This window comes from Streptococcus sp. DTU_2020_1000888_1_SI_GRL_NUU_041A (assembly GCF_032387735.1).
In the GTDB taxonomy this organism is placed as follows: Bacteria; Bacillota; Bacilli; order Lactobacillales; family Streptococcaceae; genus Streptococcus; species Streptococcus sanguinis.
Genome location: NZ_CP135591.1, coordinates 1,848,078 through 1,873,312, shown reverse-complemented (window position 1 = coordinate 1,873,312; position 25,235 = coordinate 1,848,078). Strand labels below are relative to the sequence as shown.

The window sequence follows — 25,235 nt, the reverse complement described above, 5'->3', positions numbered from 1 at the left end:
TTTAACGTACAATAGGTTGTTTGTTAGCATCTAATGTGAAACCTTCACCTAAAATCTCATGGGCTTCGGTAATAGTTGTAAAGGCAAATGGATCGACTTGGTTAATGAGTTTCTTCATTTGCTGCATTTCGTTACGGGATACAACGCAGTAGACAATCTGCAAGTCCTGCTTGCTATAGAAGCCTTGACCCTTGAGGAAGGTCACTCCACGATCCAGCTTGTTATTGATAGCTTCAGCCAGTTCTGCCGGTTTGCTGGTAACGATAAGGAATCCCTTGCCGGCAAAACCTCCTTCTGCAATCAGGTCAATGACGCGTGAGGTGATAAAGACAAACATCAGGGTATAAGACACCATGCGTAGGTCTTTGAAAACAAGGAGAACCAAGGTAATGACTACAAAGTCAACTGTCAGCATGAGTTTGCCCATGGAAATGCTAGTGTATTTATTAAAGATACGGGCTACAATATCAGTACCGCCAGTTGTTCCGCCAGCATTGAAGATGATACCTAGTCCAATCCCCAAAACAATCCCTGTTCCAAGGCAGGCTAGTAAAACGTCCCCGTCCAGAGCTGAGAGAAAATAGTCTTGCAGGTGTTTGGAGGCAGGTAGGATTTCAAAAATCTTGAGCCAAGCAGATACAGAGAAGGTTCCCAGAATGCTGAGGTAGAGGGTTCGCGAGCCCAGTAGCTTCCAAGAAATAATAAAGAGAGGAATGTTAATAATCAGGTTGGTCGTCGAGACAGGGATTTTAAACAGATAGTAGGCAATCAAGGTCAAACCCGTCGCGCCACCTTCATATAAATGAAAAGGAATGACCAAATAATGAATCCCAAAAGAAAAAATTCCAGCCCCAAAAATGATGGCCAGTACGTTTTTTAATTTAAACATAAGATCCTCCTAAATCTATTTCCAGAAATTTATTCTGAATATATTTTACCAAAAATTTAGCCTTTGTGAAACACTTTGAAAAAATTTTTAAAGTCTTTTCTTATGATGGGCTTTTGGCTTTTTTTTTGGTAAAATAAACAATAGATAAAAAAGAGTGGGATGAAAATAATGAGTTGACGGAGTCGGCTCTTATCAGGCTGCTCAGCAATGTAGACGAACTCTGAAAAGTAGCTTATATCAAGCTTTAGAGTAAGTCTCATCTGCATTTTCTTATAAAGATTAAAAAATAGAAGTTAGTGATTAAGGATAAAGATGAAAAATGGTATTTTGATTTCGCTGGAAGGTCCAGAAGGGGCTGGAAAGTCGAGTGTGTTGGAAGCCTTGCTTCCTTTTTTGCAAAATTATGGCACTGGTCTTATTACGACGCGGGAGCCGGGCGGCGTCCAGATTGCGGAGGCCATTCGCGAAGTGATTTTGGAACCTAGTCATACGGCTATGGATGCTAAAACTGAGCTCTTGCTGTACATTGCCAGCCGCCGTCAGCACTTGACTGAGCGGGTTTTGCCAGCTTTGGCGCAAGGAAAGCTTGTCTTGATGGACCGTTTTATCGATAGTTCAGTGGCCTATCAGGGCTACGGACGGGGTCTGGATGTGGCAGATATTGAATGGCTCAATCAGTTTGCGACAGATGGACTCAAGCCTGATTTGACCCTCTATTTTGATATTGATGTGGAAGAAGGGCTGGCGCGGATTGCTAAGAGCGAGAGCCGAGAGGTGAATCGGCTTGATCTGGAAGGTTTGGACTTGCACCAGCGGGTTCGGCAGGGCTATTTGGCGATTCTTGACAAGGAGCCTGAGCGCTTTGTCAAGGTAGATGCCAGTCAACCTTTGGATAAGGTAGTGGCTGATAGTTTGGCCATCATTCAGGAACGATTTGGGAATCCGTCATGAAGATAAAAGATTTACAGCAAAGCCAGCCCAGCTTGTTTGAGCAGTTTCAGCATATTTTGGAACAGGGGCGGCTAAGCCATGCCTACTTGTTTACCGGAGCTTTTGGCAGTTTTGAAATGGCCCAAATCCTGTCTCAGAGTCTTTTTTGCGAGAATAAGCAAGGCGTCTGGCCTTGTCAGTCCTGTCGTTCTTGTCGTTTGATTGCAGCAGAAGATTTTTCTGATGTAACTGTGGTGCGACCGGTTAATAACATTATTAAAACAGACCGAGTTCGGGAGTTGGTCCGAAACTTCTCTCAAAGTGGTTTAGAAGGCAGTCGGCAGGTTTTCATTATCTGCGATGCGGATCGGATGCACATCAATGCAGCCAATTCCTTGCTCAAAGTCATTGAGGAACCGCAGAGTGAGATTTATATCTTTCTTCTGACTGCTGATGAACAGCTGATTCTGCCGACGATTCGAAGTCGGACTCAGGTTTATCATTTCTTGAAAAATACAGCTGCTCTGCAGCACAGTTTCGAACAGGATGGCTTGATTAAAAGTCGAGCGGAGCTACTAGCTGCTTATAGTCAGACTCAGTCAGAAGCGGCTAGCTTGGCTCATAATAATGCCTTTTTTGAATTAGTCAGCGAATGCGAGCGCTTTGTCAAGGATTTTCAAACTCGTCCAAGTCAGGCATTTCTGCAGGTTTCGCGTCTGGCAAAGCTGGCTGATGATAAGGAGAAGCAGGAACAGGTCTTCAAGCTCTTGGAAGTGTTATTTTATAAAGAGATAGCAACAGAGAGCGGTCGACAGGCCTTGGAGCAGCTTTTGCTGGCTCGGAAGATGTGGCGGGCCAACGTATCTTTTCAAAACGCTTTAGAATATATGACTTTGACGGGAAATTAAAAAGAGGCAGCACAGGAGTATAAAATGGATAAAAAAGACTTATTTGACGCCTTGGATGATTTTTCACAGACGCTTTTAGTGACCCTTGCTGAGGTGGAGGCTGTCAAGAAAAATCTCAAGAGTGTGGTAGAGGAAAATATTGCTCTGCATCTGGAAAATGACAAGTTGAGGGAGCGCTTGGGAGAGGTGGAGAAGGAAGCTCCGGCCAAGACCAAGAAAAACCGAGATAATCTGCGTAAGCTTTACTATGACGGCTTTCATGTCTGTACGGATTTCTATGGTCAGCGCCGGGAGAATGACGCAGAGTGCATGTTCTGCGATGAATTATTATTTAGGGAGTAGTGATGCAGGTTCAAAAAAGTTTTAAGGGCGAAACTGCCTACGGCAAGCTTTATTTGGTCGCGACTCCTATCGGCAATCTGGATGATATGAGCCTCCGCATGGTCAATACCTTGAAAGAGGTTGACAGGATTGCGGCTGAAGATACGAGAAATACGGGCCTTCTGCTCAAGCATTTTGGGATTGAGACTAAGCAGATCAGTTTTCATGAGCACAATGCCAAGGAGAAAATTCCAGTTCTCTTGGACATGCTTCAAAGTGGAAATGATATAGCTCAGGTTTCGGATGCTGGTCTGCCCAGTATTTCTGATCCTGGACATGATTTGGTTCAGGCAGCGCTAGAAGCCGGAATTACTGTAGTACCGATTCCTGGTCCTAGCGCTGGAATAACAGCCTTGATTGCCAGCGGCTTGGCTCCTCAACCGCATATTTTCTATGGTTTTCTGCCTAGAAAGGCTGGCCAGCAGAAGGAATTTTTCACTAGCAAAAAATCTTATCCTGAGACCCAGATTTTCTACGAATCCCCTCATCGGGTTCGGGCTACGCTGGAAAACATGCTGGCAGTTTATGGTGACCGACAAGTCGTTTTGGTGCGTGAGTTGACTAAGATTCACGAAGAGTATCAACGAGGGCTGATTTCAGAGTTGCTGGCCTATACGGCTGAACATCCGCCTAAAGGAGAGTGTCTCTTGATTGTAGCTGGGGCGGCAGAAGATGCTCCACAAGAAATTTCTCAAGAGCAGATCCTAGCTGAGATTGATCTTTTAGTTGAAGCCGGCAGCAAAAAAAATCAGGCTATCAAGGAGGTGGCCAAGAAATACGGCAGGAACAAGAGCGAGCTCTATGCGGTTTATCATGAAAATAAGGATTGGTAGACTCTCAGAAATTTCTCAATACAACCAGTTGTCTCTTTTAGAATTGGAAAAAGCGCAACTCAGCTTTTTAGTAAGACTATTTAATCCTGACTTAAACTCAGGATTTTTTTGTTAGCTAGATTAGACAGCAGATTTCGTTTGTCCATAAATTAATAATGTTCGGGAATTGGCTAAAAAAGTACTAGATTTCTGAAATAAAATAGATATTTTCTAAACTTTGTGATATGATATACAAAATAAATTTTGGAGGTAGGATATGACGATTTACAATTTTTCTGCTGGACCGGCAGTATTGCCCAAGGAAGTCTTGAAAAAAGCTCAGGCTGAGTTTTTAGACTATGCCCAAAGTGGCATGAGTGTGATGGAGCTGTCCCACCGATCCAAAGAATTTGACGATATTATCAAAGAAGCTGAGAGCTTGCTGCGTGAGCTCATGGATATTCCGGACAATTACCGCGTGCTCTTCTTGCAGGGTGGAGCTTCTACTCAGTTTAGTATGATTCCTCTTAATCTAGCCCAAGGCGGCAAGGCCTATTACCTAGTGGCTGGATCTTGGGGAAAGAAAGCTTACACCGAAGCAGTCAAGCTGTCTAAGTTCATTCCATTTGAGCCTATTCTTTTGGCTTCGTCAGAGGATTTAAATTACACGGAAATTCCTTCTTTTGATGAAAAGGAGATTGATCCGCAGGCGGCTTATGTGCATCTGACAACCAATAATACTATTGAAGGAACGGCTATTTATGACCTTCCTGCGACTAACGGCGTGCCGATTGTGGCGGACATGTCTTCTAATATCCTGGCTGCTCAATACCGAGTAGAGGATTTCGGTTTGATTTATGCTGGGGCTCAGAAGAATATCGGACCTGCCGGCGTGACAGTTGTCATCATCCGAGAAGACTTGCTGGATGACGAACCAGTTCTATCTAGCATGTTAGATTACCGCATTCAGGCGGACAATGGCTCTCTTTACAATACACCACCGACTTTCGCCATCTATATGGCCAAGCTGGTTTTTGAGTGGGTCCAGGAGCTGGGTGGCGTAGCAGAGATGGAAAAGCGCAATCGTGAAAAATCTGGCCTCTTGTACGAATTCATTGAGCAGTCTGACTTTTATCGTAGTCCAGTCCTTTACAAGGAGCAGCGCTCAGTAGCCAATATTCCCTTTGTGTCTCCTAGCCCAGAGCTGGATGCCAAGTTTAACAAAGAGGCTGCAGCAGCGGGATTCAAGAATATCAAGGGGCACCGCAGCGTAGGTGGCATGAGAGCTAGTCTCTACAATGCTTTTCTGCTTCAAGGTGTCAAGGACTTGATTGCCTTTATGCAGAAATTTGAAGAAGAAAATTCTTAAGAGAGGGGAACTATGGTCTTTAGTGTCAAAACCTTTAACAATATCAATCAAATCGGGCTCAAGGAGCTGGGCAATGCTTTTCAGATCGACGGAGACAAGTCTGACAATCCAGATGCTTATATCCTGCGCAGTCAAAACCTGCATGGACAGGAATTTCCAAGCAAGCTCAAAGCTATTGCGCGGGCGGGTGCAGGAACAAATAATATTCCGGTCGAACAGGCAACGGCTCAGGGAATTGTGGTTTTCAATACGCCAGGAGCTAATGCCAATGCGGTGAAAGAAGCTGTCTTGGCTTCCATTCTCCTGTCCGCGCGTGACTATATCGCAGCTAATAGCTGGGCTAACGGCCTTTCTGGAGATGATGTTCCCAAGCAAGTAGAAGCGGGTAAGAAACAGTTTGCTGGGACAGAGATTGCAGAGAAGACTTTGGGAGTCATTGGTCTGGGTGCTATCGGCGGTCGCATTGCCAACGATGCCTATCGTCTGGGGATGAATGTCCTTGGCTATGATCCTTATGTATCCATTGAAACGGCTTGGAATATCTCTAGCCATGTCAAACGGGTAGCAGACATTAAGGAAATCTTTGAGAAGAGTGATTATATCACTATCCACGTCCCTCTGACTGAGGATACACGCGCTACTTTCGATCAGGCTGCTTTTGGTCTTATGCAAAAGGGAACAACCCTCATCAACTTTGCTCGTGGCGAGCTGGTGGATAATGCTGCCCTCTTTGAAGCCATAGAAGCTGGTGTAGTCAAGCGCTATATCACAGACTTTGGTGTAGAAGAGCTGCTCCGTCATCCACAGATTACTGTCTTTCCGCATTTGGGTGGCTCGACAGAGGAAGCTGAGCTCAACTGTGCCATTATGGCTGGGAAAACCATTCGACGCTTCATGGAAACAGGCGAGATTATCAACTCTGTGAATTTCCCTAATGTCCGTCAGGCTCTCTCAGCCCCTTATCGGATTACCCTGATTAACAAAAATGTACCGAATATCGTAGCTCGGATTTCAACAGCGGTTAGTGATTTAAATATCAATATCGACAATATCATCAATCGTTCCAAGGGTGATTATGCCTATACTTTGCTGGATCTGGATGAGTCGGACGAAAGCAAGATTCAGGACTTGGTTGATAAATTTGAGAATAGCGACAATATTGTGCGCGTGCGTTTGATTAAGAAATAATAAAAAACAGACTATACTTCCCTAGGGGATAAGTCTGTACCAGCCGATGAGCCTTTCGCTTGTCGGCTTTTTCTAATGAGTCTCGGCTTGACAAGAAGAAGCTAGCTGGGCTATCATAGGGACGGAGGAAAAACAATGTTACAATTTATCGAATACCCAAAATGCTCTACCTGCCGCAAGGCCAAGGCTGAGCTCAATCAATTAGGAGTGGATTTTGAGGCAGTGGATATTGTCCAAAATACACCTAGCCGGGACCAGCTCCTAGACTGGATTCAGAATTCTGATTTTGAGATCAAGGCTTTTTTCAATACCAGCGGCCTCAAATACCGTGAGCTAGGTCTCAAAGAAAAGGTGCCGCATTTGTCTGCTCAGGAAGCTGCTGATTTATTATCGACAGACGGCATGCTGATTAAGCGACCGCTTCTGGTTCGAGATAACCAAATCTTGCAGATTGGCTACCGAAAGGCGTATGAAGAGTTAGGTTTGTAAAGTATTAAGAACAGCTGCATTCTCAATCATGATTTTTGGATGCTTCTTCCTTTCATGATATAATAAATCTATCTCAATCTTAGAAAGAAGAATCATGGTTTTATCAAAAAAACGGGCTCGCCATGTGATTGAGGAAATTATTGCTCTTTTCCCTGATGCTAAGCCCAGTCTAGATTTTCGTAATCATTTTGAACTCTTAGTAGCAGTCATGCTGTCGGCTCAGACGACAGATGCTGCGGTCAATAAGGCAACGCCAGCTCTGTTTGAAGCCTATCCAAGTCCTCAAGACATGGCTGCGGCTGGTGAAGCAGACATTGCTAAATACATTTCCCGCCTAGGCCTCTACCGCAACAAGGCCAAGTTTTTGAAGAAATGCGCCCAGCAGCTTTTGGACGACTTTGATGGCCAAGTACCACAAACGCGGGCTGAATTGGAAAGTCTAGCTGGCGTTGGTCGCAAGACGGCCAATGTAGTCATGAGTGTGGGCTTTGGCATTCCGGCCTTTGCTGTTGATACTCATGTGGAGCGCATTTGCAAGCACCATGATATCGTTAAAAAGTCGGCAACGCCACTGGAAGTAGAAAAGCGAGTTATGGATGTCCTTCCGCCGGAACGTTGGCTGCCAGCCCATCAGGCCATGATTTACTTTGGACGGGCTATCTGCCATCCTAAAAATCCCGAGTGCGATCACTATCCGCAACTCTATAACTTTAAAGACATTTAAAAAGCGAGGTCAAATGACTTCGCTTTCTTATTCACTAAATCTTAAAAAATAACCATCTGGATCCAAAATCGCAAATTCATGAGGGTAAATAAAGGTATCTCCTACTCGAAATTCTCTTTTTGTCAGGGGACGATGGATAGGATAGTCAGCTTCCAGCAGTTTTTGGTGGAGCTGAGGAACATCCGCAATGCCAAAGGAAATATTGACACCGCGCCCGAAAGGATAGGTCAGCTGAGCTAATTCTTCTGCGCTGCCTTCTTCTAGCATAAGTTGGCAGTCTTCAAGCGAGAGGAAGAGAAATTTCTCCTCTGGACGCTCGTATTCGACAGAAAATCCTAGCAGGTCGCAGTAGAAGTGGCGTGATTTTTCGATGTCAGATACTACAAATTCAGGAATGACAGCTTGATAGTCCATTCGTTTTCTCCTTAGAGTTCAATCTCCATGACAATGGGTGTGTGATCTTGGCGCGCACCGGAGTCAATCATATCAGACTTGGTCACCTTGTCAGCCACTCGGTTGCTGGTCAGCCAGTAGTCGATTCTCCAGCCTGTGTTGTTGATTTTAGAAGTCTTGCTGCGCTGCGCCCACCAGGTGTATTGGTTAGGGATATCGCCGTGCAAGTGGCGGAAGGTATCGGTAAATCCTTTAGCTAGCAGGTTGGTGAAGCCAGCGCGTTCTTCGTCAGTAAAGCCTGGTGAACGGCGGTTGCTGGCTGGATTGGCCAAGTCGATTTCCTTGTGGGCCACATTGTAGTCGCCAGTAGCGAGGACTGGTTTTTGTTCATCTAGTGTTGCCAAGTATTCAGCGTATTTGGCATCCCAGACTTGACGATCATCCAAGCGTTTGAGTCCATCGCCAGCATTGGGCGTATAAACTTGAGTGACAAAGAAACCGTCAAATTCCAGCGTAATGATGCGGCCTTCTACATCCATGGTTGACGGAGCGCCGATTTCAGGGAAGGTTACGGTTGGCGTCAGTTCTTTTTTGTAGAGGAACATGGTTCCTGCATAGCCTTTGCGGGCCGGCTCTTGTGAGGAGCGCCAAGTGTTTTCGTAGTCTGGGAAAAGATTTGTCAAAATCTCCAAGTGTTTTTTTGTCGGACCTGTCGCAGACAGTTTTGTTTCCTGAATGGCGATAATATCTGCATTTTCCGCTTGCAAGGTCTGAAGAACAGCCTGAGAGAGCTGAGCGCGGGCAGAATCACTGGTTAATGCAGCGTTGAGGGAGTCAATATTCCAAGAGATGAGTTTCATAAAATTTCCTTTTCTAGTAAAACTTACTGAGTTTATTATAACAAAATTTAGGAATGATTTATAGCAAAGTGATTGTAAGAAAGCTTGAAAAATAATGAAAATTTTTCTATAATTATCCTAGAAAAATAGAGGAAAGAAACCATGAAATTCTATTCTTATGATTATGTTTTGAGTCAGATTAGCCAGCAAAACTGGGTGACAGTTGCACTTTCTGTCTTGCTGCTGCTTGTGACAGGATTTTTTGCTTTTAAGGCCTATCGCAATAAGCGCGATTCAAAATTTCGGGAACTAGCCATCATCTCTGTTTTGGCCTTGGTGGCTATGGTCTTGATTGGCATTAGCAATTTTCAGACTGACCAAGACTCTAACAACCAGTTTCAAACCTCTCTGCATTTCATTGAGGTTATTTCAGAAGACTTAGGTGTGGATAAGTCAGAAGTTTATGTCAATACTTCAGCCGCAACGGATGGAGCGATTTTGAAGGTCGGAAAGAACTTTTATCGGGCTATGAGTGGCAGTGAGCCGGATAAATATTTGCTTGAAAAAATTGACTTGCATAAGACGACAGATATCGAAATAGTGGAGGTTGAAAAATGACATTGAATTTTCTTGAAATCCTAATTAAGCTAGCACTGGGGCTTTTCTCACTGGTTTTTGTTATTAATGTGACGGGAAAAGGCAATCTGGCGCCCAATTCAGCAATCGACCAGATTCAAAACTATGTCCTTGGTGGCATTATCGGTGGGGTGATTTATAATAGCTCCATTAACATTCTTCAGTATGCAGTCATTCTTATTATGTGGACCATCTTGGTCTTGACCCTAAAGTGGCTCAATAACAATGTCCGTGCAGTTAAGCATTTGATTGATGGCAAGCCGACAACGTTGATTCAGCATGGGAAATTGAGTCCCGAAGCCTGCCGTTCTGTTGGTCTTTCAGCAGCAGATGTAGCTTTGAAGCTGCGCAGCCAAGGTATTTTCCAGCTCAAGCAAGTCAAACGGGCGGTTATAGAGCAAAACGGCCAACTCATCATCGTACAGGCTGGTGAAGAGAATCCTAAATATCCCCTTATCACAGATGGTGTTGTCCAAATTGATATTCTGGAGTCTATTGATAAAACAGAAGAGTGGCTGGTGGAGAGACTGGCTAAAGATGGATACACCGATATTTCAAATATCTTCATCGCTGAGTATGAAAGTGGCAACTTGAATGTTGTGACCTATTAAACCTAGAAGATTTTCTAGGTTTTTATTTATGTTTACTATAGGTGACTATCTTTTCGCAAACTTAACAAAATATGATATAATGAAGTGCTACTAAAAAAGGTTTCATTAGCCTTGAAAGGATTAAAAAATGACTGAAAAACAATCGTTTTATATTACAACCCCTATCTATTATCCGAGCGGCAAGCTCCATATCGGTAATGCTACTACAACTATTGCCTGCGACGTTTTGGCTCGCTACAAGCGTCTCATGGGCTACGATGTTTTCTATCTGACTGGTCTTGATGAGCATGGACAGAAGATTCAGGCTAAAGCTGAGGAGGCTGGTATCAGCCCTCAAGCTTATGTCGATGGTATGGCAGTTGGGGTCAAGGAACTCTGGAAACTGCTGGATATTTCTTATGATAAGTTTATCCGGACGACCGATGACTACCATGAAAAGGTTGTAGCCGATGTCTTTGAACGTCTCTTGGCCCAAGATGATATCTACTTGGGTGAATATTCAGGCTGGTATTCTGTATCAGATGAGGAATTCTTCACAGAAAGCCAGCTAGCTGAAGTCTTCCGTGATGAAAATGGAAAGGTAACCGGCGGAATCGCACCATCTGGACACGAAGTGGAGTGGGTATCGGAAGAGTCTTACTTCCTTCGCCTCAGCAAGTACCAAGACCGCTTGGTAGAATTTTTCAAATCTCATCCAGACTTTATCACACCGAATGGACGTCTCAATGAAATGTTGAAAAACTTCATTGAGCCAGGTCTGGAAGACTTGGCTGTATCTCGGACGACCTTTACTTGGGGCGTGGCTGTGCCATCTAATCCTAAACACGTTATCTATGTCTGGATTGATGCACTACTCAACTATGCGACAGCACTTGGCTATGGTCAGGATGATCATGCTAACTACGATAAATTTTGGAATAATGGAACAGTTTATCATATGGTAGCTAAGGACATTCTGCGTTTCCATTCTATCTACTGGCCAATCCTGCTCATGATGCTGGATATTAAGCTACCTGACCGCTTGATTGCCCACGGTTGGTTTGTCATGAAAGATGGCAAGATGTCCAAGTCTAAGGGCAATGTGGTCTATCCTGAAATGCTGGTAGAACGCTATGGTTTGGATGCTCTGCGTTATTACCTCATGCGTAGTCTTCCGGTTGGTTCAGATGGAACCTTCACACCTGAGGACTATGTAGGCCGTATCAACTATGAGTTAGCTAATGACCTTGGAAACCTCCTCAACCGTACTGTTTCTATGATTAATAAGTATTTTGACGGTCAAGTGCCAACTTATGAAGAAAATGTGACAGACTTTGATGGAGCTCTGGCTCAGGTGGCATCTGAATCCATCGCTGACTACTACAAACACATGGACGCAGTTGACTACCCACGTGCTCTGGAAGCAGTCTGGACGCTCATCTCCCGCACCAATAAATACATCGATGAAACAGCTCCTTGGGTTCTGGCTAAGGATGAAGCCAAGGTCAAAGAACTGGCAGCAGTCATGAGCCACTTGGCAGCGAGCCTTTGTGTTGTGGCCCATATGATTGAGCCATTCATGATGGAAACGAGCAAGGCTGTCCTCAGTCAACTAGGCTTGCCTCAAGCAACTTCGCTGGAAAACCTAGCAATTGACCAGCTCCCAGCAGGCCTGACAGTTGTAGAGAAAGGAACACCAATCTTCCCGCGTCTCGATATGGAAGAAGAAATTACCTATATCAAAGAACAAATGGAAGGCAACAAACCTGCGGTTGAAAAAGAATGGAATCCAGAAGAAGTAGAGCTCAAACTCAACCGCAAGGAAATCAAGTTTGACGATTTCGATAAGGTGGAAATTCGTGTCGCAGAAGTCAAAGAGGTGTCTAAAGTTGAAGGCTCGGATAAGCTTCTTCAGTTCCGCTTGGATGCAGGAGACGGTGAGGACCGCCAAATCCTCTCTGGTATTGCAAAATACTATCCAAACGAGCAAGAACTAGTCGGTAAGAAAGTCCAAATCGTAGCCAACCTCAAACCGCGCAAAATGATGGGCCGCATCAGCCAAGGTATGATTCTATCAGCCGAGCACGGCGACCAACTAACTCTCCTTACCGTGGACGAAAAGGTCCCAAATGGAAGTTTGATTGGATAGCAAGCTTTGAACTAATGACGATCCCCCAGCAGGAGGCTGCTGGGGGATTTATTAGTATTTCTTATTTAGAAATAACTCATATATTTATTTTAAGGATTTACAATTCAAAATCAAAAAGTTATAATGACATTTGTTTTATAAGGGAGTTAAAAATTATTAAATGAATCGGAGGGAAATATGAGAAAAAGTTACAGGGGAACAAATAGAGTTAAAAAACAGAAATTTATATTTTGGGGTTCTATTATTTGTATAACTATCCTAGGCTTAGTTTGTTTTTTTGTCTATAAGCAATATAGTTCGAAAAATACTAAAGAAGTTAGTGAACATATATATAGTTCGTATAAAGTTGATATTACAGGGGAGTATATTTCTAATACTGGCAGTAAAGCTGTAATTAGTTCCCTTGATCATAAGTGGAAAATAGACTATCAAACCTCCGATGGTAAGGTTTCTGGTATTTTTGAGACTAGTTGGAAAGAAGAGGGAAAGAAAAAAACTTCTACTAGCAAAATGAAGAAATCTGATGGTTATGATAGTTTTAAGATCACTATTGAAGTATTTGATGACAAAGATAAACTCGTTACAGTTACTTTATCTGATGGTGATTTAAAGCATGAAATGATATTTTCTAATCAAAACGATTTCTTTAAATCAGATAATGCCAAAGACCAGGACTTAGTACTCAAGGGGAACTTATCTTCATTTGACGGTGTTTATTCCAATGACGATTTGGAACAATCAATAGCTGATTCAGGATTTACTTTATATGCTTATAAGCCTGAAGATTATTTTCAAAATCGAACCAGTGTATTCCCAAGAATTACTGGAAAAGGCAATGATTGGAATTTTTGGAGTGGCTCTTCTCATATGCAATATAAGTTGAATGAGAATAAACTGCCTAGAAAAATAGGAGATTATTATGAAGCATATTTTATTGGAGTAAACCAAATAGCTGTAGAGGGTAAAGAAATTTCAGTGTTTTTGGTTCCAGAAAATATTGAGGGACCAAATGGAGATATTAGTTCAGAAAAAAGAATAATATTTGGTCAAACAAATCAAATTAGTTTTAGAGAATATCAAGATAAGTGGTGGGAAAAATATACTATTGACTCAGTAGAGAAACAAGATTTGGACATTGAAGCCATTATGAAAGGTGATTATGCGACTTTAGTAGGTGTCTGGAGAAACGGAGAAGGTCTGGAGGTAATTATAACCGCAGATGGAAAAACGAACAGAAATGAGAGTATCTCACCAAATTCGATTTCCAATTCCAAGTTTCCAACACTCAACATTCGGTCAGGGAATTCAGGGGCTATGATTGCTTTATTTAAAATTGGCTTTAGAAATCCGTATGGTGATCAATCTGATAGTAGTAGACCGAGATTAGTTTTTGGGCAGAATATCGGAAATGTTCCTGCTGATCAATACTACTATAAACAGTAGGAAATATTAAAAATCCGAGAACAGCAACAGTTACTGTTCTCGGATTTTTGTATCATATTTTGTTTAAAACAAACAAATAATATGGAAAAAAACAGAGAAATGAGTTATAATAAACAAAACTAGAGTGTAGAGAGGGAATAGTATGGGTAAAAATCAGAGACAGGATGAAATAATTAGGCTGGTTGATCGAACTGGGACAGTGACGGTTGCTGAGATTGTAGAGAGTATGAAGGTCTCAGACATGACGGTTCGGAGGGACTTGATTGAGCTGGAAAGTAAAGGGCTGCTGACTCGTGTTCACGGTGGGGCTAAAAGTAATCAGCACCTTAAGTACAGAGAAATCCCTCATGAAGAGAAGCTTTATCAGAATATTGAGGCCAAGCGGACTGTGGCCAAGAAGGCTGTGGAGCTGATTGAAGATGGCGATACTATTTTTCTTGGGCCGGGGACTTCTGTGGAAGTGCTGGCTGAGGAAATCACCAATCAACATCTGCGCGTGATTACCAATTGTCTGCCGATTTTTCGCGATCTTTTGAAGAAGAAGTCGGATACCTTCAAAGTTTTTCTCCTGGGTGGGGAGATGCGGGAAGCGACTCAAGCCTTTGTCGGCGAGATGACCAATGCCATCATGGATAAGATGTACTTTACTAAGATGTTTTTCAGTGGCAATGGTATCAAAAATGGTCAGATTATGACCTCTTCTTTTGAAGAGGCCTATACTCAGAAGCTAGCTTTGGAGCGCTCGACAGAGACATATCTACTGATTGATTCTTCTAAGATTGGCAAGGAAGATTTTACCTCTATCTGTCCTTTGTCGGAGATTACAGCTGTTATCACAGACCAGATGTCTGAAAATGCTCAGGAAGAACTGGAAGTCTATACCAAGATTATTTCCTAGTTTATTTTAAATGGATGAAAAAATTATCAAAAAGCTCTTTTTAGGGCTTTTTTTGTTTATTTTAATCATATTTAAAAATATTTTGATTAAAATAAACAAAAATCTGTTGACAAATAACTTTTAAAGGAGTATAGTATGCTTATAGGAAACAGAAAGTGTTTTTTATAAACAATATTCTGTGCCAAAAATCAAATAAAGGAGAATGCTCATGGCAATTATTATTGGAGCAGATGCTGCTGGAAGCAAGCTGAAAGATGTGGTCAAGGATTTTCTCGTCGGAGAAAACTTTGAAGTGGTGGATGTGACGAAAGAAGGTCAGGATTTTGTTGATGTGACCCTTGCAGTTGCGGCTGAGGTGAATAAACAAGAGGAAAATCTTGGTATTGTCATTGACGCTTATGGTGCTGGTCCATTTATGGTAGCGACCAAAATCAAAGGCATGGTAGCGGCGGAAGTCTCAGATGAACGCTCTGCCTACATGACTCGCGGCCATAACAACTCTCGCATGATTACAATGGGAGCTGAAATCGTTGGTGAAGGTCTGGCTAAGAATATTGCCAAAGGATTTGTCAATGGAAAATATGACGGGGGCCGTCACCAAATCCGAGTCGACATGCTCAACAAGATGTGCTAAGAAAAGGAGAAGTCAAATGAAAATTGCAATTGGATGTGACCATATCGTTACCAATGAAAAAATGGCAGTCTCAGATTTTCTAAAATCAAAAGGCTATGAAGTTCTTGATTTTGGTACTTATGACCATACTCGTACTCACTACCCAATCTTTGGTAAAAAAGTAGGGGAAGCAGTTGTTAGCGGACAAGCTGATCTTGGTGTTTGTATTTGCGGTACAGGTGTTGGTATCAACAACGCTGTAAATAAGGTGCCTGGTGTTCGTTCAGCTTTGGTACGTGACATGACTTCAGCTCTCTATGCTAAGGAAGAACTCAACGCAAATGTTATTGGTTTTGGTGGAAAAATTACTGGTGAGCTCCTCATCTGTGATATCATTGAAGCTTTCATCCATGCGGAGTACAAGCCAACTGAAGAAAATAAAAAATTGATCGCAAAAATTGAGCACGTTGAGACTCACAATGCTCATCAGGCAGATGATAATTTCTTTACAGAATTTCTTGAAAAATGGGATCGTGGAGAGTACCACGATTAGTGAGGTAGCTAGATGATTCTTACAGTGACCATGAATCCTTCTATCGATATTTCCTATCCCTTAGAAGAATTGAAAATAGATACTGTTAATCGTGTTGCGGAAGTCAGTAAAACAGCGGGCGGCAAGGGTCTCAACGTAACCAGGGTCTTGGCAGAAATTGGAGATAATGTCGCTGCGACGGGACTGATTGGTGGGACCAATGGTGAATTTCTCTTGCAGAATCTTCATCAAGCTGTACGACCATTATTTTATAATATTTCGGGAAATACGAGGAATTGCATTGCTATCTTACACGAAGGTAAGCAAACAGAAATCCTGGAAGCTGGTCCGACTATTACAGCGGATGAGGCAAATGGTTTTTTACATCATTTTAAATCATTAATGGAATCAACTGAGGTAGTTAGTATCTCTGGAAGTCTACCAACCGGTTTACCTGTTGAATATTATATTCAATTGGTTGAAATTGCTAATCAAGCTGGTAATAAGGTGGTGCTGGATTGCTCTGGAGCAGCTCTGGAAGCTGTGCTCAAATCAGATGTCAAACCAACTGCCATCAAACCTAATAATGAGGAACTTTCTCAGTTGTTGGGTCGCGACGTTTCCAAAGATTTGGATGAATTAAAAGCTGTCCTTTCAGAACCGCTATTTGAAGGAATCGAGTGGATCATCGTATCACTCGGTGCAGATGGCGCTTTTGCCAAACACTGGGACACTTTCTATAAAGTGGATATTCCTAAAATCCAAGTGGTCAATCCAGTTGGCTCTGGGGACTCAACTGTTGCAGGGATTTCTTCGGGTTTGAGTCTTCGGTTAGATGATGCTTCCTTATTGAAGAAAGCAAATGTTCTGGGCATGCTCAATGCCCAAGAAAAAATGACTGGACATGTCAATGTTGAAAACTACGACGTCCTATACAATCAAATCACAGTAAAAGAGGTATAAAGAATGGTATTAACAGAACAAAAACGTAAGTACATGGAAAAACTTTCTGATGAGAATGGAATCATTTCTGCCTTGGCATTTGACCAACGCGGTGCTTTGAAACGCCTCATGGCTCAACACCAGGAAGCAGAACCAACAGTAGCTCAAATGGAGGAGCTGAAAGTTTTGGTTGCAGAAGAGCTGACCCCTTACGCTTCATCTATGCTGCTGGATCCTGAGTATGGACTGCCTGCTACTAAGGCTTTGGACAAGAATGCTGGCTTGCTATTGGCCTATGAAAAGACAGGCTACGATACTTCTAGTACCAAGCGCCTGCCAGACTGTCTGGATGTTTGGTCAGCCAAACGCATCAAAGAACAAGGTGCGGATGCGGTGAAATTCCTCCTTTACTATGATGTAGACAGCTCTGAGGAACTCAACCAACAAAAGCAGGCTTATATCGAGCGTGTGGGTTCAGAGTGTGTGGCTGAAGACATTCCTTTCTTCCTTGAAATCTTGGCTTACGATGAAAAGATTGCGGATGCTTCCAGCGCTGAGTATGCTAAAGTCAAGCCTCATAAGGTTATCGGAGCTATGAAGGTCTTCTCAGACCCACGCTTCAACATTGATGTCTTGAAAGTGGAAGTACCAGTCAACGTTAAATACGTTGAAGGCTTTGGCGATGGTGAAGTGGTGCATACTAAAGAACAAGCAGCTGCCTTCTTCAAGGAACAGGATGAGGCAACGAACTTGCCATACATCTACTTGAGTGCGGGTGTATCTGCGAAACTTTTCCAAGAAACCCTTGTGTTCGCTCATGAGTCAGGTGCCAACTTCAACGGCGTTCTTTGCGGACGTGCGACTTGGGCTGGCAGTGTCAAAGACTACATTGAGCAAGGTGAAGAAGCAGCTCGCAAGTGGCTTCGTACAACAGGATTTGAAAATATTGATGAACTCAACAAGGTTCTTCAAAAAACAGCTACCTCTTGGAAAGAAAGAGTCTAAAATTTGTTAAAAAATAAATAAAGTAAGGGTTTACAATCTGCGATTGATATGCTATAATGAAATCAGAAATTGAATAGGGTGAGCGTTACTAAGTTGGATTAGGCGTGACCGCAAATAAATTGAGGGAAGATATAGCCTCGGTTTGTTTGTGGTCTTTTTCTTTTGCCAGAACCCTAGAAAATGAAGAGGAGGAGATATGTATCGAATCATACATCCTATGAACAACAATGTTGCTCTAGCCAAACATGAAAATAGTGAAGAGGTTGTTCTGATTGGCAGTGGCATAGCTTTTAATAAAAAGAAGGGTGACATCGTTCTGGAAAGTAAGATTGAGAAAATCTTTCGCCTAAGAACGGAAGAGTCTAAAGAAAACTTTGTGGCCTTGCTCAAAGATGTTCCACTGGACTTTATCACAGTGACTTATGATGTGATTGACACCCTTTCTAAGAAGTATGATTACCCTGTCCAGGAGTATATCTATGTCACGCTGACGGATCACATCTACTGTTCATATCAGGCTCTGCAGCAGGGGCGATACAAGGAAAGTGATCTGCCGGATGCTTCGGACAAATACCCTGTCCCTTATCAGATTGCCCAGGAAGCAGTAGCCATATACCGTGAGCGGTTGTTGGATCATTTCCCTAGCGACGAGGTCAATCGCATTGCCTATCACTTTATCAATGCTGAAGGGGAAACGGATCCTGAAAGTCAGAGTCACTTGGGCAGGCGAAAAGATATTTTGGCTGCTGTTGAGGCAGAGCTGAAGAAAAATGGTATTAAAAGAAGTGCAGAAAACAGCAACTTTTATGACCGTTTTATGATTCACCTGAACTATTTTTTAGACTATCTGGACCGAAGTCGTGATGACAATGTTTCCCTGCTGGAAATGGAAAGTCAGATCCAGATGACCTATCCTCAAGCCTATCAGGTCGGAAGTGATATTTACCACATCATTGCCCAGAAGACGGGAATTGATCTCTACCGCAGCGAACGGGTCTACCTGGTGCTGCATATTCAACGCCTTTTATAATAGCAAATAATAATAAAATTTTACATAAGAATACAAGGAGGATCTCTCATGAATAGAGAAGAAGTAACATTGCTCGGTTTTGAAATTGTGGCCTACGCTGGTGACGCTCGCTCCAAGCTCTTAGAAGCTTTGAAAGCAGCAGAAGCTGGGGATTTTGCTAAGGCAGATGCCTTGGTGGAAGAAGCCAATAGCTGCATCGCTGAAGCTCATCATGCTCAGACAAGTCTCTTGACAAAAGAAGCGGCTGGAGAGGACTTGGCTTACAGTGTGACCATGATGCACGGCCAAGATCACTTAATGACTACCATCTTGCTAAAAGACATAATGCACCATTTGATTGAACTATACAAAAGAGGAGTAAAATAATGAACAAACTCATCGGACTTATTGAGAAAGGGAAGCCTTTCTTTGAGAAGATTTCTCGGAATATCTATCTCCGTGCCATTCGGGATGGCTTTATCGCTGGTATGCCAGTCATCCTCTTCTCATCTATCTTTATCTTGATTGCCTATGTGCCAAATGCTTGGGGCTTCCACTGGTCTAAGGATATTGAAACTTTCCTAATGACCCCTTATAGCTATTCGATGGGGATTCTGGCTTTCTTTGTGGGTGGGACTACTGCCAAGGCGCTGACAGACTCTGTCAACCGCGACCTGCCTGCGACAAACCAGATTAACTTCTTGTCTACTATGCTGGCTTCTATGGTCGGCTTCCTCCTCATGGCAGCTGAGCCTGCTAAGGAAGGTGGCTTCCTAACTGCCTTCATGGGAACCAAAGGCCTTTTGACAGCTTTCATCGCTGCCTTTGTGACCGTTAATGTCTACAAGGTTTGTGTGAAAAATAATGTCACCATTCGTATGCCAGAAGAAGTTCCACCAAATATTTCCCAAGTATTTAAAGACTTGATTCCATTTACTGTTTCAGTCGTTCTGCTCTACGGTTTGGAACTGCTTGTTAAAGCAAGTCTGGGAGTAACTGTTGCTGAATCCATTGGAACGCTTCTTGCTCCGCTTTTCTCAGCGGCAGATGGCTATCTGGGAATCACGCTTATCTTTGGTGCTTATGCTTTCTTCTGGTTTGTGGGAATTCACGGTCCATCTATCGTTGAGCCTGCCATTGCTGCTATTACTTATGCCAATATTGATGCCAATTTGGCTTTGGTTCAAGCTGGCCAGCATGCGGATAAGGTCATCACTTCTGGTACTCAAATGTTCATCGTTACCATGGGTGGTACTGGTGCGACCTTGATCGTTCCATTCCTCTTCATGTGGATCTGTAAGTCCGAGCGTAACCGTGCAATTGGTCGGGCATCTGTTGTCCCAACTTTCTTCGGTGTCAATGAGCCCATTCTCTTTGGTGCTCCAATCGTACTGAATCCGATTTTCTTCATTCCATTTATCTTTGCACCTATCGCAAACGTATGGATTTTCAAATTCTTTGTTGATACGTTAAACATGAACTCCTTCTCAGCCAACCTTCCTTGGGTGACACCTGGACCTCTGGGAATTGTGCTGGGTACCAACTTCCAGCTTCTGTCCTTTGTTCTTGCAGCCCTTCTTGTTGTAGTGGATGTGATTATTTACTATCCATTTGTCAAGGTTTATGACGAACAAATACTAGAAGAAGAACGTTCCGGCAAAGCTAACGATGCTCTCAAAGAAAAAGTAGCAGCTAACTTTAACACTGCTAAAGCAGATGCTATCCTTGAAAAAGCAGGTGTGGATGAAGAAGCTCCAGCGCAAAACAATATTAGCGAAGAAACCAATGTTCTGGTGCTCTGTGCAGGTGGTGGTACTAGCGGATTGCTGGCCAACGCTTTGAATAAAGCAGCAGCTGAATACAATGTTCCTGTCAAAGCAGCAGCTGGTGGCTACGGTGCTCACCGTGAAATGCTGCCTGAGTTTGACCTGGTTATCCTTGCTCCTCAAGTTGCCTCCAACTTTGAAGACATGAAGGCGGAAACTGATAAATTGGGTATCAAACTGGCTAAGACAGAAGGTGCCCAATACATCAAACTAACCCGTGATGGTAAAGGAGCTCTGGCCTTCGTTCAGGAGCAATTCAACAACTAATTTGTTAGTTCATTTGAGGTGAAGCAAAGTTCAATTCCCCTGTTAGTTACCTATTTACTTACTTGTTTCGCCTCAAAGGCTATTGAAAGGAAAATAAGATGACAAAAAGCTTACCTAAAGATTTTATTTTCGGTGGTGCCACAGCAGCCTATCAAGCTGAGGGAGCAACCCACACAGATGGAAAAGGACCTGTTGCCTGGGATAAGTACCTAGAGGATAACTACTGGTACACGGCAGAACCTGCCAGTGACTTTTACCATAAATACCCAGTGGATCTGAAATTGGCTGAGGAGTATGGCGTCAATGGGATTCGGATCTCCATTGCTTGGTCACGGATTTTCCCGACAGGCTATGGCGAGGTCAATCCAAAAGGTGTGGAATTTTACCATAATCTTTTCGCAGAATGCCACAAACGCCATGTAGAACCTTTTGTGACCCTTCACCACTTTGATACACCAGAGGCCCTTCATTCAAATGGAGATTTCCTCAATCGAGAAAATATTGAGCACTTTGTGGACTATGCGGCTTTCTGTTTTGAAGAATTTCCAGAAGTTCGCTATTGGACAACTTTCAATGAAATTGGTCCCATTGGTGATGGTCAGTACTTAGTCGGAAAATTCCCGCCGGGTATCCAGTATGACTTGGCCAAGGTTTTCCAATCCCATCACAATATGATGGTCTCTCATGCCCGTGCCGTTAAGCTATATAAGGATAAGGGCTACAAGGGTGAAATCGGTGTCGTTCATGCCCTGCCGACAAAATACCCTTACGACCCAGAAAATCCAGCAGATGTCAGAGCAGCAGAGTTGGAAGATATTATTCATAACAAGTTTATCCTAGATGCGACTTATCTGGGGCACTATTCAGATGTAACTCTGGCAGGAGTAAATCATATCCTTAAGGTCAATGGTGGTCAGCTGGATCTACGAGATGAAGACTTTGCGGCTTTAGAAGCAGCTAAAGACCTCAATGACTTCCTTGGCATCAACTACTATATGAGTGACTGGATGCGCGACTTTGACGGTGAAACAGAAATTATCCATAACGGAAAAGGCGAAAAGGGAAGCTCCAAGTACCAGATTAAGGGTGTAGGGCGCAGAGAATCTCCAACTCATATTCCGAAAACTGATTGGGATTGGATTATCTATCCGCAAGGCCTCTATGATCAGATCATGCGGATTAAGAAGGATTATCCCAACTACAAGAAGATTTATATCACAGAAAATGGTCTGGGTTATAAGGATGAATTTGTGGACAATACGGTTTACGACGATGCTAGGATTGATTACGTCAAGCAGCATCTGGAAGTTTTATCCGATGCGATTGCGGATGGGGCTAATGTCAAGGGCTACTTTATCTGGTCTCTGATGGATGTCTTTTCTTGGTCTAACGGTTATGAAAAACGTTACGGCTTATTCTACGTAGACTTCGAAACGCAAGAACGCTATCCAAAGAAATCCGCTCACTGGTATAAGAAATTAGCTGAAACACAAATGATTGAATAGGCAAAAAAACTCCCATCCTTAGCTGAATGAAATCGGCTAGAATAGGAGTTTTTTTTATTCTTCATCATCTGTAAATTCTAGGATGTCTCCGGGCTGGCAATCAAGGGCTTGACAGATAGCATTGAGGGTGCTAAAGCGGATAGCCTTGGCCTTGCCCGTTTTGAGAATGGAAAGGTTGGCGTTGGTAATACCGATGATATCGGCCAGTTCACCTAGTTTCATCTTTTTCTTGGCCAGTTGGACATCAAGATTAACGATAATCATGATAGCAGCCTCCTAGATGGTAAATTCATTCTCTTCAGCTATATCAATCCCCTTTTCCAGAATTTTCATCATCAGCCAAATAATCAGAGCACCCAAGAGAGGTGTAAAGCTCATACTGGCGTTAAAAGAGAAGGGGAGGGTGATGGGATTGCCTGATGCAGCAACCTTAACGGAAAGAAAGGTCAGAGCCAAAAAGACTTTCCATGCCTTATCAGCTAGTTGCGTGTTTGATGAATCAAAAATCTTTCCACCAATCAAATTTTTGATAAAATTACGAGCAAGATATATGAGATAAATAGTCAAAGAAGCTGTGAGAAGATTTATAACAAAGGCTAGAATACTCCACAAATTTGAAAAATCAACTGAGGGCAGAAATTGAACATTGAGCTTTATTCCCAACCTGTCGGAAAGACCGGTGTAAGAAATCACACTTAGGATAGTAAGAAACACCAGAATAGCAGTATAACCCACTATGATAAGGTTTAATAGAGTAACAATATCTTTGAGCAAAGAGTTATTTTTTAATTCAATCTTTTTCATGATGCTTACCTCTATCGAAAATCAGCCGGCAGTAGATTTTCTTTTCCTTTTATTCTTATTATAATCTATTTTTTATTGTATTTCAAGAAAAATATATCGAAAAACGATAATTTTTATAAAGTCAAAAAGCTATCCTATAGAGACTTTGGTATCGATGAAAATTTTGATACAATATGTATTGAATATCAAAGTAACGAAGGAGATAGTAATGAATCCTATGATTACGATTGTGGTGCTTGGGCTACTCTGGCTAGTCATTGTTTTTCCACTCTATCTGCACTACCGAAAAGAAATTTCTATTAGAAGTAAATCTACATCTTTAATATCAGGCAAAGTATAGGATAGAACAGTTCTATCTATAGTCGCTATGGCGAGCCACCTCAGGTAGCCTTGCCTCTTGTAGAATATACTGTCCGTGGAAAACAATATCGAAAAAGTCTTAAGTATAAACAGTTTATCCCTGCCTCTTCAGGAAAAATCCAAAAAGATGTTTTTTCAAGTGACTATGTTTACGGCTCGGATAGGAGTCTAGATTTGAAAAAATATTTCCCATCGGCTCAGGTATGACGGTCTATTATAATCCTAAGAATCCAGAAGAGGCATATGTTGAGCGCTGCATCAGCAATGAAAAGTATTTTAAATATTTGTTTATCGGATTTTCTATTTTCTTTCTCATTCTGATTGGAATTAATCTTTTCCGTATATTTTTGTAGTTTGAAAAGTCTATTTTTGGATATTGAGGGATATAACATTGATCTTTTTCAAAATCTGTTGAATTCAAATAGACTAAAAAAGAGGATTGAACTCCTCTTTTTGGTTTCTTTATTTAAATTTAAAGCCTTCATAGACCAGATCTGCTTTAGGATTGGTCTTTTTAAATTCGTTGGCTAGTTTATCCATCATCTTGACAGGCCCGCACATGAAGACGGTGGTTTTGTCATCCAGAGGATAATTCTTGAAGTCTAAATAGCCAGAGACCTTGCTATCGATCAAATGAAGGTCAAACTGCGGATTCTTTGCCTCGTAGTCTTTGAGTAGGTCTAGGTAAACAGCATTTTCAGCTCCGGTATAAGCATAGTAGAAGCTGACTGGACGATTCAGATTAGGATTTTCACGGATATAGGAGATGAAGGGCGTAATGCCAATCCCACCAGCAATCCAGATTTGTTTTTCTTGCCCCTGGTCAAGAATCATGTGGCCATAAGCTCGGTCAATGGTGACCTTAGTTCCCTCTTGGATCTTGTCATAAAGTTTCTTAGTGTGGTCACCAGAGTTCTTGATAGTAAAGTAGACGATATTGTCATGACCGCCAGAGATAGAGAAAGGATGTGGCGCTTTTTCAAATCCTTCTTGGAAAATCTTGACAAAGGCAAACTGCCCATACTGGTAGTCTAGCTTTTGACTAAGCTGGATCTTCAACTCCACGGTATCGTGGTTCAGGCGTTTGACCTGCAGAATTTTCCCCAGATGGCGAAAGGCCAAACTTTGATAGAGGAAGATGATGTAAAAGCCAGAAGCTAAACCGATGATAGCATAGAATCCGACTATGAAACCTAGCAAGGTCGGTGTCAGGAGTCGACCGCCCATTAGCATATAAGCGTGGAAGAGACCAAAGATATAGGCCAAATAGACAAAGCGATGAATCCAACGCCAAGCCTCATATTTGATGTGCTTACCAAGATAGGCCACCAGAACAATGCTGACAAAGAGATAGATGCCGACATTCCCAAGCTGGGCTGCCAGATGAGAGCCCCAGAGACTGCCACCCATGGCAACATTGTGGAGAGCAAGAAGAACAACGGAAAAGATAGCTGTAAACTTATGATAAGCATACATCTTTTCGATGCCATGGAACCATTTTTCCAAAAGGGCGTTCCGAGTCGCAAGTAAAAAGGTCAGCGAGAGGGTAGTTAAGGCCAGACCGGGTACGATAAAGTTGGTCATTCCAGCTGAAGCCCAAGCATAGATGGTCAGGATTATGCTGACAGCAATAAGGGCGATTCCTTTGATAGATTTCATGATGGTTTCCTTTCTAATTTTTATCACTACTTAGTTGTAAATAGGTTTGTTACATTCTAACAAAGAAAAAACAAG

The 25,235-nt window shown here is 42.5% G+C and carries 28 protein-coding genes; 22 read left to right on the top strand and 6 right to left on the bottom strand.

From position 1 onward, the window contains the following. Nucleotide 1 precedes the first annotated feature (1 nt). Nucleotides 2-889, bottom strand: coding sequence for a YitT family protein (locus tag RSK81_RS09260; protein ID WP_315686619.1), 888 nt, complete (start codon nt 887-889; stop codon nt 2-4). A 312-nt stretch (nt 890-1,201) separates the two neighbouring features. Between RSK81_RS09260 and tmk the strand changes: the two genes are divergently transcribed. The 8 genes from tmk (at nt 1,202) to nth (ending at nt 7,690) form a co-directional block, all read left to right on the top strand. Continuing rightward, on the top strand, nt 1,202-1,840 hold the full coding sequence (tmk, locus tag RSK81_RS09255; protein WP_002923625.1) for a dTMP kinase: 639 nt from the start codon (nt 1,202-1,204) through the stop codon (nt 1,838-1,840). After that, complete coding sequence (locus tag RSK81_RS09250) at nt 1,837-2,727, top strand: DNA polymerase III subunit delta' (RefSeq protein ID WP_315686618.1); 891 nt, start codon at nt 1,837-1,839, stop codon at nt 2,725-2,727. The genes tmk and RSK81_RS09250 overlap by 4 nt, the downstream gene beginning before the upstream one ends. A 24-nt stretch (nt 2,728-2,751) precedes the next feature. Next, nucleotides 2,752-3,069 (top strand): DNA replication initiation control protein YabA, encoded by a 318-nt coding sequence (gene yabA / locus RSK81_RS09245; RefSeq protein WP_002897077.1) that lies wholly within the window; start codon nt 2,752-2,754, stop codon nt 3,067-3,069. Between the two features lie 2 nt (nt 3,070-3,071). After that, a complete protein-coding gene (gene rsmI, locus RSK81_RS09240) occupies nt 3,072-3,941 on the top strand; it encodes a 16S rRNA (cytidine(1402)-2'-O)-methyltransferase (RefSeq protein ID WP_315686616.1) in 870 nt (289 codons plus the stop codon). A gap of 256 nt (nt 3,942-4,197) precedes the next feature. Beyond that, entirely contained in the window at nt 4,198-5,289 is a 1,092-nt protein-coding gene (gene serC / locus RSK81_RS09235; RefSeq protein ID WP_002923632.1) for a 3-phosphoserine/phosphohydroxythreonine transaminase, read from the top strand. A 12-nt stretch (nt 5,290-5,301) separates the two neighbouring features. Continuing rightward, nucleotides 5,302-6,477 (top strand): 3-phosphoglycerate dehydrogenase family protein, encoded by a 1,176-nt coding sequence (locus RSK81_RS09230; RefSeq protein WP_315686614.1) that lies wholly within the window; start codon nt 5,302-5,304, stop codon nt 6,475-6,477. A 135-nt stretch (nt 6,478-6,612) separates the two neighbouring features. Continuing rightward, a complete protein-coding gene (locus tag RSK81_RS09225; protein ID WP_002903226.1) occupies nt 6,613-6,966 on the top strand; it encodes an arsenate reductase family protein in 354 nt (117 codons plus the stop codon). A 94-nt stretch (nt 6,967-7,060) separates the two neighbouring features. After that, on the top strand, nt 7,061-7,690 hold the full coding sequence (nth, locus tag RSK81_RS09220) for an endonuclease III (protein ID WP_002905943.1): 630 nt from the start codon (nt 7,061-7,063) through the stop codon (nt 7,688-7,690). Between the two features lie 27 nt (nt 7,691-7,717). Here nth and RSK81_RS09215 read toward each other — a convergent pair whose 3' ends face one another. Further along, on the bottom strand, nt 7,718-8,104 hold the full coding sequence (locus RSK81_RS09215; RefSeq protein WP_061595084.1) for a bleomycin resistance protein: 387 nt from the start codon (nt 8,102-8,104) through the stop codon (nt 7,718-7,720). Between the two features lie 11 nt (nt 8,105-8,115). Further along, nucleotides 8,116-8,943, bottom strand: a complete 828-nt coding sequence (locus RSK81_RS09210; protein ID WP_125402489.1) for an exodeoxyribonuclease III — start codon at nt 8,941-8,943, stop codon at nt 8,116-8,118. 141 nt (nt 8,944-9,084) lie between these two features. Between RSK81_RS09210 and RSK81_RS09205 the strand changes: the two genes are divergently transcribed. The 13 genes from RSK81_RS09205 (at nt 9,085) to lacG (ending at nt 22,337) form a co-directional block, all read left to right on the top strand. Further along, nucleotides 9,085-9,540 carry a DUF3290 family protein gene (locus RSK81_RS09205; RefSeq protein ID WP_002897090.1) on the top strand — a complete coding sequence of 152 codons (456 nt, stop codon included), beginning with the start codon at nt 9,085-9,087 and terminating at the stop codon, nt 9,538-9,540. Beyond that, nucleotides 9,537-10,169 (top strand): DUF421 domain-containing protein, encoded by a 633-nt coding sequence (locus RSK81_RS09200; RefSeq protein ID WP_002909170.1) that lies wholly within the window; start codon nt 9,537-9,539, stop codon nt 10,167-10,169. Before RSK81_RS09205 ends, RSK81_RS09200 begins: the two co-directional genes overlap by 4 nt. Nucleotides 10,170-10,296: 127 nt before the next feature. Continuing rightward, nucleotides 10,297-12,297, top strand: a complete 2,001-nt coding sequence (gene metG / locus RSK81_RS09195; RefSeq protein WP_011837295.1) for a methionine--tRNA ligase — start codon at nt 10,297-10,299, stop codon at nt 12,295-12,297. A gap of 177 nt (nt 12,298-12,474) precedes the next feature. After that, nucleotides 12,475-13,740, top strand: a complete 1,266-nt coding sequence (locus RSK81_RS09190) for a DUF6287 domain-containing protein (RefSeq protein ID WP_011837294.1) — start codon at nt 12,475-12,477, stop codon at nt 13,738-13,740. 142 nt (nt 13,741-13,882) lie between these two features. Then, the gene (locus RSK81_RS09185) at nt 13,883-14,638 is read left to right on the top strand and encodes a DeoR/GlpR family DNA-binding transcription regulator (protein WP_011837293.1); all 756 of its coding nucleotides are present in this window, start codon (nt 13,883-13,885) and stop codon (nt 14,636-14,638) included. A 208-nt stretch (nt 14,639-14,846) separates the two neighbouring features. Further along, nucleotides 14,847-15,272 carry a galactose-6-phosphate isomerase subunit LacA gene (lacA, locus tag RSK81_RS09180; RefSeq protein ID WP_009659075.1) on the top strand — a complete coding sequence of 142 codons (426 nt, stop codon included), beginning with the start codon at nt 14,847-14,849 and terminating at the stop codon, nt 15,270-15,272. Between the two features lie 16 nt (nt 15,273-15,288). Continuing rightward, nucleotides 15,289-15,804: a galactose-6-phosphate isomerase subunit LacB gene (gene lacB / locus RSK81_RS09175; protein WP_011837291.1), complete on the top strand. Its 516-nt coding sequence runs from the start codon at nt 15,289-15,291 to the stop codon at nt 15,802-15,804. Nucleotides 15,805-15,816: 12 nt separating this feature from the next. Beyond that, nucleotides 15,817-16,746 carry a tagatose-6-phosphate kinase gene (locus tag RSK81_RS09170; RefSeq protein WP_002903213.1) on the top strand — a complete coding sequence of 310 codons (930 nt, stop codon included), beginning with the start codon at nt 15,817-15,819 and terminating at the stop codon, nt 16,744-16,746. Between the two features lie 3 nt (nt 16,747-16,749). Next, nucleotides 16,750-17,730 carry a tagatose-bisphosphate aldolase gene (lacD, locus tag RSK81_RS09165; protein ID WP_002905075.1) on the top strand — a complete coding sequence of 327 codons (981 nt, stop codon included), beginning with the start codon at nt 16,750-16,752 and terminating at the stop codon, nt 17,728-17,730. A 196-nt stretch (nt 17,731-17,926) separates the two neighbouring features. Continuing rightward, complete coding sequence (locus RSK81_RS09160) at nt 17,927-18,760, top strand: PRD domain-containing protein (protein WP_002923661.1); 834 nt, start codon at nt 17,927-17,929, stop codon at nt 18,758-18,760. 48 nt (nt 18,761-18,808) lie between these two features. Beyond that, nucleotides 18,809-19,126 (top strand): PTS lactose/cellobiose transporter subunit IIA, encoded by a 318-nt coding sequence (locus tag RSK81_RS09155; RefSeq protein ID WP_002923663.1) that lies wholly within the window; start codon nt 18,809-18,811, stop codon nt 19,124-19,126. After that, complete coding sequence (locus RSK81_RS09150; RefSeq protein ID WP_002913071.1) at nt 19,126-20,832, top strand: lactose-specific PTS transporter subunit EIIC; 1,707 nt, start codon at nt 19,126-19,128, stop codon at nt 20,830-20,832. The genes RSK81_RS09155 and RSK81_RS09150 overlap by 1 nt, the downstream gene beginning before the upstream one ends. A 98-nt stretch (nt 20,833-20,930) precedes the next feature. Continuing rightward, entirely contained in the window at nt 20,931-22,337 is a 1,407-nt protein-coding gene (lacG, locus tag RSK81_RS09145) for a 6-phospho-beta-galactosidase (RefSeq protein WP_002899825.1), read from the top strand. Nucleotides 22,338-22,391: 54 nt separating this feature from the next. Here lacG and RSK81_RS09140 read toward each other — a convergent pair whose 3' ends face one another. Together RSK81_RS09140 and RSK81_RS09135 are read right to left on the bottom strand one after the other, a co-directional pair. Then, nucleotides 22,392-22,601 (bottom strand): helix-turn-helix domain-containing protein, encoded by a 210-nt coding sequence (locus RSK81_RS09140; protein WP_002894739.1) that lies wholly within the window; start codon nt 22,599-22,601, stop codon nt 22,392-22,394. Nucleotides 22,602-22,613: 12 nt separating this feature from the next. Then, nucleotides 22,614-23,141, bottom strand: coding sequence for a DUF2975 domain-containing protein (locus tag RSK81_RS09135; RefSeq protein ID WP_002894740.1), 528 nt, complete (start codon nt 23,139-23,141; stop codon nt 22,614-22,616). 563 nt (nt 23,142-23,704) lie between these two features. Between RSK81_RS09135 and RSK81_RS12925 the strand changes: the two genes are divergently transcribed. After that, complete coding sequence (locus tag RSK81_RS12925) at nt 23,705-23,854, top strand: hypothetical protein (RefSeq protein WP_080555524.1); 150 nt, start codon at nt 23,705-23,707, stop codon at nt 23,852-23,854. Nucleotides 23,855-23,963: 109 nt separating this feature from the next. Here RSK81_RS12925 and RSK81_RS09130 read toward each other — a convergent pair whose 3' ends face one another. After that, nucleotides 23,964-25,160, bottom strand: a complete 1,197-nt coding sequence (locus RSK81_RS09130; RefSeq protein WP_032908741.1) for a ferric reductase-like transmembrane domain-containing protein — start codon at nt 25,158-25,160, stop codon at nt 23,964-23,966. Between the last annotated feature and the right edge of the window lie 75 nt (nt 25,161-25,235).